This window comes from Streptomyces pactum (assembly GCF_002005225.1).
GTDB classification, from domain to species: domain Bacteria; phylum Actinomycetota; class Actinomycetes; order Streptomycetales; family Streptomycetaceae; genus Streptomyces; species Streptomyces pactum_A.
This window is the reverse complement of the sequence record NZ_CP019724.1, coordinates 3095206-3107830: the sequence shown is the minus strand read 5'-3', so window position 1 is coordinate 3107830 and position 12625 is coordinate 3095206. Positions and strand designations below refer to the sequence as shown.

At 69.8% G+C, this 12625-nt stretch carries 11 protein-coding genes and 1 tRNA gene; 9 read left to right on the top strand and 3 right to left on the bottom strand.

Translation table 11 applies throughout. From position 1 onward, the window contains the following. The first annotated feature begins 108 nt into the window (after positions 1–108). Genes B1H29_RS12520 through B1H29_RS12510 form a run of 3 tightly spaced genes read left to right on the top strand, consistent with a single transcriptional unit; the run spans position 109 to position 3318 of the window. Positions 109–1851 carry a TerD family protein gene (locus B1H29_RS12520; RefSeq protein WP_055417955.1) on the top strand — a complete coding sequence of 581 codons (1743 nt, stop codon included), beginning with the start codon at positions 109–111 and terminating at the stop codon, positions 1849–1851. A 13-nt stretch (positions 1852–1864) separates the two neighbouring features. Continuing rightward, positions 1865–2545 (top strand): AIM24 family protein, encoded by a 681-nt coding sequence (locus tag B1H29_RS12515; protein WP_030974882.1) that lies wholly within the window; start codon positions 1865–1867, stop codon positions 2543–2545. Positions 2546–2562: 17 nt separating this feature from the next. After that, positions 2563–3318 carry an AIM24 family protein gene (locus B1H29_RS12510; protein ID WP_055417954.1) on the top strand — a complete coding sequence of 252 codons (756 nt, stop codon included), beginning with the start codon at positions 2563–2565 and terminating at the stop codon, positions 3316–3318. 65 nt (positions 3319–3383) lie between these two features. Here B1H29_RS12510 and B1H29_RS12505 read toward each other — a convergent pair whose 3' ends face one another. Both B1H29_RS12505 and B1H29_RS12500 read right to left on the bottom strand, forming a co-directional pair. Then, a complete protein-coding gene (locus B1H29_RS12505; protein ID WP_055417953.1) occupies positions 3384–3899 on the bottom strand; it encodes an NUDIX hydrolase in 516 nt (171 codons plus the stop codon). Continuing rightward, positions 3896–5341 carry a zinc-dependent metalloprotease gene (locus B1H29_RS12500; RefSeq protein ID WP_055417952.1) on the bottom strand — a complete coding sequence of 482 codons (1446 nt, stop codon included), beginning with the start codon at positions 5339–5341 and terminating at the stop codon, positions 3896–3898. The genes B1H29_RS12505 and B1H29_RS12500 overlap by 4 nt, the downstream gene beginning before the upstream one ends. Positions 5342–5533: 192 nt before the next feature. On the opposite strand from B1H29_RS12500, the gene B1H29_RS12495 reads away from it, so the two are divergent. The 4 genes from B1H29_RS12495 (at position 5534) to B1H29_RS12485 (ending at position 8715) form a co-directional block, all read left to right on the top strand. Continuing rightward, positions 5534–6655: an SDR family oxidoreductase gene (locus B1H29_RS12495; RefSeq protein ID WP_055417951.1), complete on the top strand. Its 1122-nt coding sequence runs from the start codon at positions 5534–5536 to the stop codon at positions 6653–6655. Positions 6656–6795: 140 nt separating this feature from the next. After that, complete coding sequence (locus B1H29_RS12490) at positions 6796–7257, top strand: molybdenum cofactor biosynthesis protein MoaE (RefSeq protein WP_055418930.1); 462 nt, start codon at positions 6796–6798, stop codon at positions 7255–7257. A gap of 143 nt (positions 7258–7400) precedes the next feature. Beyond that, the gene (locus tag B1H29_RS38515) at positions 7401–7565 is read left to right on the top strand and encodes a hypothetical protein (protein ID WP_167392529.1); all 165 of its coding nucleotides are present in this window, start codon (positions 7401–7403) and stop codon (positions 7563–7565) included. Between the two features lie 55 nt (positions 7566–7620). Continuing rightward, positions 7621–8715, top strand: a complete 1095-nt coding sequence (locus B1H29_RS12485; RefSeq protein ID WP_055417950.1) for a YlbL family protein — start codon at positions 7621–7623, stop codon at positions 8713–8715. Positions 8716–8786: 71 nt separating this feature from the next. Here the strand turns inward: B1H29_RS12485 and B1H29_RS12480 are convergent, their stop codons facing one another. Beyond that, positions 8787–9329 carry a PPA1309 family protein gene (locus B1H29_RS12480; RefSeq protein ID WP_055417949.1) on the bottom strand — a complete coding sequence of 181 codons (543 nt, stop codon included), beginning with the start codon at positions 9327–9329 and terminating at the stop codon, positions 8787–8789. Positions 9330–9492: 163 nt separating this feature from the next. Between B1H29_RS12480 and B1H29_RS12475 the strand changes: the two genes are divergently transcribed. Both B1H29_RS12475 and B1H29_RS12470 read left to right on the top strand, forming a co-directional pair. Beyond that, a complete protein-coding gene (locus tag B1H29_RS12475; RefSeq protein WP_055417948.1) occupies positions 9493–12474 on the top strand; it encodes a UPF0182 family membrane protein in 2982 nt (993 codons plus the stop codon). 75 nt (positions 12475–12549) lie between these two features. Further along, a tRNA-Met gene (locus tag B1H29_RS12470) sits at positions 12550–12623 on the top strand. Positions 12624–12625: the final 2 nt, after the last annotated feature.

Genomic DNA, 12625 nt, shown 5'->3' with positions numbered 1-12625 from the left:
GCCGCGCACGGGTTCTGTACCGGCTCTGTACCGACTTCTTCCGGTGTCCGGGATTGCCGTTAGCCTGGCGCGACGCACTCACATTCGGATGGGGGACGGTCGTAACGCATGGCCAGGGAATTCCAACGCGGCCACAAGGCCAGGATCAGTGACCTCACCGCGGGCACGGATCTGTACGTAGGCGTGCAGATCTCCGGCCCCGGACTGAACTTCGACATCAGTTGCTTCGGTCTCGACGCCGACGAGCGGCTGTCGGACGACCGGTACTTCGTGTTCTTCAACCAACCGAAGACCCCCGAGGAGTCCATCCAGCTCCTGGGTGCGCAGGCGGGTGACACGGAATCCTTCCGAGTCACCCTCGACAGGATCCCGTCGCAGATCCAGAAGCTCTCCTTCACGGCGACGATCGACGGCGCCGGACAGATGTCGCAGGTCGGCCCCGGATACATCCGGATCGTCGCGGGTGGCGAGGAGGTGGCCCGGTATCCGTTCAGCGGCTCGGAGTTCTCCACCGAGCGCGCCGTGATGCTGGGCGACTTCTATCTGAAGGACGTGTGGCGTTTCGCCGCCGTCGGACAGGGCTTCGACGGCGGGCTGGACGCGCTGCTGAAGAATTTCGGCGGTGAGGTCGCCGAGGAGGAGACGCCCGAGCCGCAGCAGCCGCAGACCGGCGCCGCCCCGGCTTTCGCCCCGCCCGCCCAGGCCTCGGCGCCGCCGGCGTTCGGCGCGCCCGCCGCCGCTCCTGAGCCCGCACCGGCCCCTGCCCCGCAGCCCGCCCCACAAGGCTTCGCCCCTCCGCCCGCCGCCACGCCGCCCGCGCCCCCCGCCCCGACGCCCGGGCCCGACGTGCACGCCGCGCAGACCATCGTCGCGCCCGTGAACACGCCGCCCGGTGGCTCCCCGGTGCCGCCCCCTGCCCCGGCGCCCGCGCCGTACGGCCAGCCCGGTCAGCAGCCGCCGTACGGCCAGGTCCCCGGCCAGACCGCCCCGCCGCCCCCCGGATACGGCCAGCCGCAGGCTCCGCAGGCCCCGGCCCCGCCGCCCGGTTACGGCCAGCCCACTCCGCCTCCGGGGTACGGCCAGCCCCCCGCCCCGCCGCAGGGGCACGGACAGCCGGCCCCGCCTCCCGGTTACGGCCTGCAGGCCCCTCACGGAGCCCCGCAGGGCATGCCTCAGGGTGCGCCGCAGGGCGCCGGGATGATGGCCGCGCTCCAGCAGTTCAAGGAGACGGCGACCGGTCAGCGCTGGACCCAGCAGAACAAGAAGCTGGTCCGCGTCGACCTCGGCGCGGAAGGTCAGCCCGTACTCGCCCGGCAGGGCAGCATGGTGCTCTACCAGGGCAAGGTCGACTTCAGCTACAAGGGCGCCGGATTCGCCGGCCGGGTCGTGGGCAACGCCACCGGCCAGGAGATGCAGCTAATGCGCTGCACCGGCAAGGGACAGGTGTTCCTCGCCGACAACAGCGCGATGCTGCACCCCATCGAACTCCAGGGCGACGCCGTGTGCGTCTCCGCGGAGAACGTCCTGGCCTTCGACGAGAGCCTCCAGTACGAAGTCCGCCGCATCGAGGGACACGGCATCCCCGGTGGCGCGCTGTTCACGATGCAGTTCCAGGGCACCGGCACGATCGTCGTCAAGACGCACGGCGTGCCCGTGGTGCTGCCGGTCACGCCCACCACGTTCGCCGACTGCAACGCCGTCGTCGCCTGGTCGGCCGCCGCCCAGGTGGTCGTCTCCAGCCAGGTGCGGATGCGCCGCAACTCCTACGCGGGCGACACGGGCGAGAGCGTCAACCTGCAGTTCCGGGCGGCACCCGGCAACTTCGTCATCGTCCAGCCGTACGAGATCTGAGGGAGAGCCCGACATGAACCAGCCGCTCGCGGGCTACGCTCCCGCACCGGTCACCGCGCGCATGGAAAACCACGGCAACCACATGCTGAAGGTCGCCATGCAGACCGGAAACGACCTCCTCGCGCGCGTGGGCTCGATGGTCGCCTACGAGGGCTTCGTCCAGTACGAGCCCAATCCGCCCGCCGTCCGCCAGATCGCGAAGGACTGGATGACCGGCGAGGGCGCGCCCCTGATGAAGTGCTCCGGCGACGGACTGCTCTACCTCGCCGACTACGGCGCGAACGTCGTCGTCATCAACCTCAACGGCGACGGCATCTCCGTCAACGCCACCAACCTGCTCGCCTTCGACGCCCACCTGACGTGGGGCGTGGAGCGGGTCAAGGGCCTGGCGAAGTTCGCCGGGCAGGGCCTGTGGAACACCAAGATCTCCGGTCAGGGCTGGGTCGCGCTCACCTCCCGCGGCAAGCCGATCGTCGTCGACTGCGGCGGTGGCGAGGACGAGACCTACGTCGACCCGGACGCGCTCGTCGCCTGGTCCCCGAACCTCAAGGTGAAGGGCAAGCGCAGCTTCAAGGCGCAGTCGCTGATCGGCCGCGGCAGCGGCGAGGCCTACCAGATGGCCTTCTCCGGTCAGGGCATCGTCGTAGTCCAGCCCAGCGAGGACAGCACCGACCGCCTCCGGGTCCGGGGCTGAGGGGGAGCCAGAACATCATGCAGAGCCCGCTTTTCGCCTACACCGACCAGCAGACCCAGGAAGCCTGGAGCCTGCAGAACAAGCACCTGCTGCGCGTCGCCCTGCAGGGCCACGACGACGTGCTCGCCCGCAAGGGCACGATGGTTGCCTACCAGGGGCTCGTCGAGTTCGACGCCGAGTACCAGAGCGACAACCAGTCACGCGCGCGTGCGCGCACCGGTGAGGGCCTGGACCTGATGCGCTGCCACGGGCAGGGCACGGTCTTCTTCGCCAACCTCGCCCAGCACATCCACGTGATGGAGGTCGACCAGGAGGGCCTCACCGTCGACAGCAGCTACGTGCTGGCGATGGAGTCGTCCCTGCACCACGAGGTGATCGCGGTCGACAGCCTGTACGGCATCTCCGGCTCGGGGAAGTACCAGCTCAACATCACCGGCCGGGGCAAGGTCGCCCTGATGACCTCGGGTGCCCCGCTGCTGATGCAGGTGACGCCCGACAAGTACGTCAACTGCGACGCCGACGCGATCGTCGCCTGGTCCACCGGCCTGCGCGTGCAGATGCAGGCCCAGACGCACTCCTCCGGGGTGTGGCGGCGCCGCGGCAACACCGGCGAGGGCTGGGAGCTCAGCTTCATGGGCAGCGGCTTCGCGCTCGTCCAGCCCAGCGAGCTGCTGCCCCCGCAGAACGCCCAGCTCGGGCAGGGGGTATCCGCGCAGTACGGCATGGGCCAGCAGGGTGCCCGCGGTCAGAACCAGGGCAACGTCTGGAGCTGAGCGGGCGGCGCCGCGCCGCACGCTTTGTAAGGGGTGATCGCTAGGGCGGTCACCCCTTACCCGGTTCAGAGCCGGGCGCGGGTCGCCTCCAGCAGGCGTACGACCGACTCGTCGGCCACGTCCGCGACCTCGGCGTACGGGAACCAGCGCAGGTCCAGGGACTCGTCGCTGATCGCCTCGACGGCCCCCTCCGGAGCCAGCGCCGCGTACTGGACGTCCAGATGCCAGGCGCAGGGCGTGTGGTGGCGGTCCAGCCGCACGGGACCGCCGGGCAGCAGGGCCAGTCCGGCGATGCCCGACTCCTCCGTGCCCTCGCGCAGGGCCGCCCGCGCCAGCGTCTCGTCGCCCGGCTCGCAGTGGCCGCCCATCTGCAGCCACATGCGCAACTTCCTGTGGAGGGTCAGCAGGACCCGCCCGCGCGACGGGTCGATCACCATGACGCTCGCCGTGATGTGCCCGTCCGCGCAGGCCTTCCACATGCCGTCCGGGTACGTCGCGAGATGGTCCAGGTAGATCTGGCGCAGCTCGTCCTGGCCCTCGCACCCCTTCAGGACCAGGACGGCGTCGTCGTGGAGGCTCACTCGGTGTCGTCGCCCTTGCCGTCGGCCCCGCCCTGGCCCTTCTCGTCGTCCTTCTTCTTGAGATCGGGCTTGCCGGCCGCCTCACCGAGCATCTTGTCCAGCTCGGAGAAGTCGAGCTGCTCGCGGTGCACGAAGCCGTCCGGGTCGTCCAGGTCGGTCGCGGTCGGCAGCATGTCCGGGTGGGCCCACAGGCCGTCCCGGCCGTCGACACCACGCGCGTCCGTCAGGGACGCCCACAGACGGGAAGCGTCGCGCAGGCGGCGCGGGCGCAGCTCCAGCCCGATGAGCGTGGCGAACGTCTGCTCCGCGGGACCGCCCGAGGCGCGACGGCGGCGCAGCGTCTCGCGCAGCGCGTCGGCGGAGGACAGGCGCGGCTTGGCGGCGGTGTGCACCACCGCGTCCACCCAGCCCTCGACGAGCGCCAGAGCCGTCTCCAGACGGGCCAGCGCCGCCTTCTGTTCCGGGGTGTCCTCCGGCTGGAACATGCCCTGCTGGAGAGCCTCCTGCAACTGCTCGGGGTTCTGCGGGTCGAACTGGCCGACCACGTCCTCCAGCTTGGCCGTGTCGACCTTGATCCCGCGGGCGTAACCCTCGACCGCGCCGAACAGATGCGAGCGCAGCCACGGCACGTGCGCGAAGAGGCGCTGGTGGGCGGCCTCGCGCAGGGCGAGATACAGCCGCACCTCCTCCTGCGGCACGCCGAGGTCCTTGCCGAACGCCTCGACGTTCACCGGCAGCAGCGCGGCCTTGCCGGCCGGGCCGAGCGGCAGGCCCACGTCGGTCGAGCCGACGACCTCGCCGGCGAGCACACCGACGGCCTGCCCGATCTGCGTGCCGAACATGGCGCCACCCATGGAACGCATCATGCCGATCAGCGGGCCGGCCATGGCCTGCATCTCCTCGGGCAGCACGTCGCCCATGGCGGTGCCGACGCGCTCGGCGACCGGGTCGACGAGTTCCCGCCAGGCGGGCAGGGTCGCCTCGACCCACTCCGCGCGGCTCCAGGCCACCGCGGTACCGGCGCCGGAGGGCAGGGCGGTGGCGTCGTCCAGCCACAGGTCGGCCAGGCGGACGGCCTCCTGGACGGCATTGCGCTCGGCGGGGCCGACGCTGGCGTCCTTCGTGCCGTCCGGTGTGCCCTGGGAGACCGTCTGGCGGGCGATCTGCTTGGCCATGTCCCAGTTCACCGGACCGCCCTCGTAGGAGAGCATCTGGCCGAGCTGCTGGAACGCGGCGCCCAGGTCGTTGGGGTTCATGGAACCGAACATGGCAGCGAACGGGTTGTCCGCGCCGGGGCCGCCAAGGCCGCCGGCTCCGGACCCGAATCCGAACGGGTTGGCCGGTCCCTGACCACCGCCGCCCTGCTGGTCCTTCTTCTTGCCCTCGTCGCCGTCGTCCGGCTCCTCCGGCGGAAGGCCGAATCCGAATGGGGTGTCACTCACGGGGTTCCTCGGCTGGTAGGGCCGCCGGTTCTTTCCGGCGGCACGGCTGCCCGACTTCACCACCCAGCGTAGACACCTGCGGCGGTTCGGGCCTCGGTGCTTCGCCGACTGACGGCCTGCGGCAGGATGGATGCCACCTGGTACGTACGCGTCGCTCGCGCCCGTACTGAAGACAACCGCTGGAGACGCCCGGTGAGTTCCCCAGATCCGCAGGTTCGCGCAGCGCGAAACCAGTCAACCAGTTCCGCCCGCCCCGGCGCGCGCGGCCCCGTCGTCGCGGTCACCGGTGCCGCGTCCGGGATCGGGGCGCTGCTCATCGAGCGGCTCGCCGCGTCCGACGAGGTCAAACAGGTCGTGGCCATCGACGAACGGCGCGGTGAGTGCACCGCGGCACGGTGGCAGATCCTGGACGTACGGGACCCGGCCATCGCCGAGAAACTGCGTGGTGCGGACGTGGTCGTGCACCTCGCGCTCGACCTCGACCTGGAGACCGACGCGGCCGCCCGGACGGCTTACAACGTCCGGGGGACGCAGACCGTCCTGACCGCCGCCGCGGCGGCCGGCGTGCACCGGGTCGTGCTGTGCACCTCCGCGATGGTCTACGGGGCCCTCCCGGACAACGAGCTGCCGCTGTCCGAGGACGCCGAGCTGCGCGCCACGGCCGAGGCCACCGGAGTCGGGGACCTGCTGGAGATCGAGCGGCTCGCGCGTCGCGCACCTCGGGCGCATCCCGGCCTCAATGTGACCGTCGTCCGGCCGGCGGTGCTGGTCGGAGGCATGGACACCGCGCTGACCAGGTACTTCGAGTCGCCTCGGCTGCTTGTCGTGGCCGGTTCGCGGCCGGCCTGGCAGTTCTGCCACGTCGACGACCTGTGCAGTGCCCTGGAGTACGCCGTGCTGGAGAAGGCCGACGGGGAACTGGCCGTCGGCTGCGACGGGTGGCTGGAGCAGGAGGAGGTCGAGGAGCTCAGCGGGATCCGGCGGATGGAGCTGCCGTCGGCGGTCGCGCTCGGTGCGGCGGCCCGGCTGCACCGGATCGGGCTGACGCCCTCACCGGCCGGGGACCTGGCCTACACGATGTATCCCTGGGTGGTGAGCGGCAGCCGGCTGCACGACGCCGGATGGCGGCCGAAGTACACCAACGAGGAGGTGCTCGAGGAGCTGCTGGAGGAGGTCTCCGGGCGCCACACCGTCGCCGGGCGGCGCCTCGGGCGCAAGGACGCGACGGCGGCGGGAGCCGCGGGCGCGACGGTGGCGCTGCTGGGCGCGGCCGCAGTGGTGCGGCGGGCGCGCAAGGCCCGGCGGCGGATCTGAGGCGGGGGCCGGGCCGACGCCGGACTCCCGGCCCCGTACCGGCCGGCCGCGCCCCCTGTAGGAGGCTCCAGGGCGGTACGCGCGCGTGCCGGGTGATGGCGCTGTTCCGCGCCGTCCGTGCCGTGCGGCACGATGGGCGTATGGCAACCACGAACGACCACCCCGGTGAGCTGGCCGCGCCGGACCCCGTCAAGCTGATCGGCATCCGGGAGACGCCCCTCTCCGTGGACGAGGTCTTCCGGGCCGTCGGGGACGACGCGGCCGGCGGCACCGCGCTCTTCGTGGGGACGGTGCGCAACCACGACGGGGGGACCGACGTCGATCGGCTCGGGTACTCGTGCCACCCCAGCGCCGAGGCCGAGATGCGGCGCATCGCCGAGAAGGTCGTCGCGGAGTACCCCGTGCGGGCGCTCGCCGCGGTGCACCGGGTGGGTGACCTGGAGGTCGGGGATCTCGCCGTGGTCGTCGCCGTGTCCTGCCCGCACCGGGGCGAGGCCTTCGACGCCTGCCGGAAGCTGATCGACGACCTGAAGCACGAGGTGCCGATCTGGAAGCACCAGTCCTTCTCCGACGGTACCGAGGAGTGGGTGGGCGCCTGCTGAAGGCGGCAGACGGCCCTGCGCGCTCCCGCGTCCCCCTTGTCGCTCCGGTTGCGTGACCGACCCCCCGGCGTGAGCGTTGTCACTGCGGATGGTTAATCTGCTGATCAGTCAGTCGCGGACGCTCATGGGGTTGGGAGGTCGGCATGGCAGCGCTTGCCTGGTTGCTGATTCCGCTTGTGGCGGCTGTCGGCGCGGGTCTGTGGGGCAGTTGGGCCAACCGGACCCGTAGGACACGGGGTGACGGGCCGGAGCTGGACGGGTACGCCCGCTTCCGCGAGGCCATGGAGAGGCCCCGCACCGGAGCCTGACCGGACGGCGCAGCCCTGACGGTGTTCTGACAGCCCGGTCCCGTACTGTCGTGCCATGCCACGCCGCACCGCGACGATGCTCGCCTCCACCCTGATGCTGATCGCGCTCCTGTGCGCGGGTGTGTTCATCCCCGTGCCCTACTCGGAGATGTCCCCGGGGCCGACGGTGAACACCCTCGGGGACCACGATGGCGAGCCGGTGCTGCAGATCGACGGGCACAAGACCTACGAGGCGAGTGGCCATCTGAACATGACCACCGTCCGGGTCACCAGCGCCGAGTACAAGATGAACCTCGTGGAAGCGGTCTACGGCTGGCTGGCACACGACAACCGCGTGGTGCCGCACGAGACCCTCTACCCGGACGGCAAGACCGAGGAAGAAGCCACCCAGGAGAACGCGGAGGAGTTCAGCCAGTCCCAGGAGAGCGCCAAGGTCGCCGCCCTCAAGGCGCTCGGCATCCCGGTGAAGTCCTGGGTGGTCGTCTCCACGGTCGTCAAGGACTCACCGTCCGAGGGCAGGCTGCACGCCGGAGACGTGATCAAGGCGGTGGACGGCACACCGGTCAAGAAGCCCGCGGACGTCGCCGAGCTGGTGACCGAGCACAGGCCCGGACAGGACGTCGTCTTCACGATCGTGCCCGCCAAGGAGCAGGCCGCCGCGGAGAAGGAGGGCCGGACGCCCACCAAGACGCAGGAGGTCACGATCACCACCGCGACCTCCGACGACGCCGGCGAGAAGCGCGCCATCGTCGGGATCTCCGCCGGGACCGATCACACGTTCCCGTTCTCCATCGACATCAAGCTGGCCGACGTCGGCGGCCCGAGCGCCGGTCTGATGTTCGCCCTCGGCATCTACGACAAGCTCACGCCAGGCGACCTGACCGGCGGCAAGTTCGTCGCCGGCACCGGGACGATCGCCGACAACGGCAAGGTCGGACCGATCGGCGGCATCGGGATGAAGACCATCGGCGCGCGGGACAAGGGCGCCCGGTACTTCCTGACGCCCGCCGACAACTGCGCGGCGGCCGCCGAGGACGTCCCCGACGGGCTCACCCTCGTGAAGGTGGACACCATCGACGACGCCCTCGGCGCACTGAAGGACATCCGCTCGGGAGACTCCTCGGGCCTGCCGAAGTGCACGACGGGATGACGGAGCGGGCAGCCGGGTAGAGCCGCGGGGTTACGCGAGCCGGAGGGCTACGCGAGCCGCGGGGCTACTCCTCAATCCTCGAAGGTCGCCGTCAGTGCCTGGGCCAGACCCGGCACCAGGTCGGAGCCCGTGAGGACCTCCGTGGCGGCGTCCTTCTCCCGCAGCCGCAGCGCCGAGTCGCGGGTGCCGTCCCGCAGGACCGCGACCGTCATGCGGACCTCCTGGCGGTCCGGGTGCTCCGCCACCCACTGCGCCAGCTTCGTCTCGTTCAGGCCCTCCGGGACCTGGGCCTCGGCCGAGGGCGGCAGCATCAGGCGCTCCACCGCGAGCGCGCAGCCGACCACGGCGTCCGGCCAGGCGATGGTGCCCAGGAACTCGTCGAGCGGCTGGTCCGTTGGAATTTCGTCCTGCTCGATCGGGGTCAGGCCGGTGATCTCCGGCTCGTCCCGCAGACCGAGCCGGTCCGCGAGTGAGGGCTGATCGGCCCTCAACCGTGCGGTGTCGACAAGTGCGAAGAGGCGTGCGGGCTGGTCCCAGCCGAGGCCGGAGACGTACTCGTCGATCTCGAGTACGGCCCGGGTGAGGGGGCTCGCTGCCATGGGGGTGTTGGACATGGTCACAATCCTGCCTCGTTACTGGCCCGAATCGGGAACCGAGTAAACGATGAGTAAGTTGCATAGGTGTGGGCCCGCGAACACGGGGGCGCACGGGGGGCCCGCGAACCCGAGGGCCTGACGGATCAACAGCGAACTTCGAGGTGCCACCTTGGCTTTCCAGATGCCGGACCGCGGCGGAGGCCCCCCGACGGGGCCGCGGATCAGAGTGGGCCGCCCGTCCCGGCGTGTCCGAACCCTGCTGATGACACTTGGTGTCCTCGCCGTGCTCGGCATGGCGTTCACCATGTTCGCGGGATTCTGGACGGACTGGCTGTGGTACAGGTCGGTCCACTACTCGTCGGTGTTCACGACGACCCTGTGGACCAAGATCGGACTCTTCTTCGTGTTCGGTCTGCTGATGGCACTCGCCGTCGGGTTCAACATCTGGCTGGCCCACCGGCTGCGGCCGCCGCTGAGCGCCATGTCGATGGAGCAGCAGAACCTCGACCGGTACCGGATGGGTATCGCCCCGTACAAGAAGTGGCTGCTGCTCGGCATCACGGCCCTGGTCGGCCTGATCGCCGGCGCTTCCGCGTCCGGCCAGTGGCGGACCTGGCTCATGTGGGTCAACGGCGTGCCCTTCGGGCAGAAGGACCCGCAGTTCAAGCTGGACGTCTCCTTCTACGCCTTCGACCTGCCCTGGTACCGGTTCCTGCTCGGCTTCGGCTTCGCCGCTGTGATCATCTCGGTGATCGCCGCCGCGCTCACCCACTACCTGTACGGCGGGCTCCGCGTCACCAGCCCGGGTGCGCGCGCCACGGCCGCGGCCACCGGGCACCTGTCGGTGCTCATCGGCGTCTTCGTCGCCCTCAAGGCGGTCGCCTACTGGCTCGACCGGTACGGGCTGGCGGTGAAGTCCAGCGACTTCAAGGCCACCGATAGCTGGACGGGTCTGCGGTACGTCGACGCCAACGCCTACCTGCCGGCCAAGACAATCCTGTTCTGCATCGCCGTCATCTGCGCGCTGCTGTTCTTCGCGACGCTGTGGCGCCGCACCTGGCAGCTCCCCGTGATCGGTTTCGGCCTGATGGTGCTCTCCGCGATCCTCATCGGCGGCCTGTACCCGGCACTGGTCCAGAAGTTCCAGGTCCAGCCGAACGAGCAGGCCAAGGAGGCGCCGTACGTCGAGAAGAACCTCAAGGCGACGCGCGAGGCCTACGGCATCGAGGGCACCCAGGTCACCGAGTACCCGGGCGTGAGCCAGACCAAGGACAAGACCAAGCTCCGGGACGACGTGGACGCCGCCGCGTCCATCCGGATCATGGACCCGAACGTCATCTCGCCGACGTTCCAGCAGCTCCAGCAGATGAGGAACTACTACGCGTTCCCCAACAACCTGGACGTCGACCGTTACTCGAAGGACGGCAAGGACCAGGACACGGTCATCGGTCTGCGTGAGCTGAACCTGGCCGGCATCCCGAAGAAGAACTGGATCAACAACCACTTCCGCTACACCCACGGATACGGCGTCGTCGCGGCCAAGGGAACCGAGGTCGACTCCGAGGGCCGCCCGGTCTTCACCGAGTCCGACCTGCCGTCCCAGGGCGATCTCGGGACGTACGAACAGCGGATCTACTACGGCGAGAAGACCACCACCTACTCGATCGTGGGCGGCCCCCAGAAGGAGATCGACTACTCCGACGACAGTGGGGAGAAGACGTTCAGCTACAAGGGTGACGGCGGGATCGACCTCTCCAACGCGGTCAACCGGGCGGCGTACGCGGCAGCGTTCAGCGAGCCGCAGATCCTGTACTCCGGTGCGATCGGCGAGGGCTCGCGGATTCTCTACAACCGCACGCCCAAGGAGCGCGTCGAGGCCGTCGCACCGTGGCTGACCATCGACGGCGACGCCTACCCGGCGGTCGTGGACGGCCGTATCCAGTGGATCGTCGACGCGTACACGACGACGAACGGCTACCCGTACGCCTCCCGTACGACGCTCGGCGACACCACGGCCGACTCCCTGACCGCGAACAACAACTCACGCGCGGTGGTGGCCCAGCAGAACCAGGTCAACTACATCCGCAACTCCGTGAAGGCGACCGTCGACGCGTACACCGGCGACGTCAAGCTGTACCAGTGGGACACCAAGGACCCGGTCCTGAAGACCTGGATGAAGGCGTTCCCGGACACGGTGAAGGACAAGAGCGAGATCTCCGACGCGCTGATGGCGCATCTGCGCTATCCGCAGGACCTGTTCAAGGTCCAGCGCGAACTGCTCACGCGCTACCACGTGAAGGACGCCAACACGTTCCTGAGCGGTAGCGAGGTGTGGCAGGTGCCGGACGACCCGACCAACAAGTCGGGCGACGCGGTGCCGCCGTACTACCTGAGCATGAAGATGCCGGACCAGGATCAGCAGGCGTTCTCGCTGACGACGACGTTCACGCCCAACGGACGCGACAACATCAGCGCGTTCATGGCGGTGGACGCCGAGGCCGGGACAGACGGCTACGGCAAGATCAGAATTCTGAAACTGCCGACGAGTACGACCGTCAACGGACCGAAACAGGTCCAGAGCCAGTTGAACTCCGAGCAGGACATCGCCGAGACCATCAGGCTGCTGAGAGGTGGCGACTCCGAGGTCGAGTACGGCAACCTGCTGACGGTGCCGCTCGACGGAGGACTGCTGTACGTCGAGCCGGTCTACGTGCGCGGTGGCGACCTCAAGTACCCCCTGCTGCGCAAGGTGCTGGTGAGCTACGGAGGCAACACCGCCTTCGAGAACACCCTCGACGAGGCCCTCGCCAAGGTCTTCGGAGCGCAGGATCCCACGACCGAACCGCCAACGGACGAGGGCGAGGGCACCACCGAGCCGCCGCCGACCTCCACCAACCCGACGGTCCGGGAAGCGCTGAGCGACGCGCAGAAGGCCTTCGACGCCGGCCAGAAGGCGCTGGAACAGAAGGACCTCGCCGCTTACGCGGAGGCGCAGAAGGATCTGGAGGAGGCCCTGCAGCGCGCCGAGGAGGCGCAGACCAAGGTCGACGAGACCGGCGGCAAGAACGGCGACGACAAGAGCGGGGACAAGGGCGAGGACGGCAAGGCCAGTCCGAGTCCGAGCCCGGCCAAAGACTCCGGCGCAGGCTCGGACAGCGGCTGACCCCGTTGCTTCGTACCGAGCGTTAGAGCTGGTCAAAGCCCATCCCGCGCCGTGCTAGGGTTGTGAACACAACGGCGCGGGGTGGAGCAGCTCGGTAGCTCGCTGGGCTCATAACCCAGAGGTCGCAGGTTCAAATCCTGTCCCCGCTACT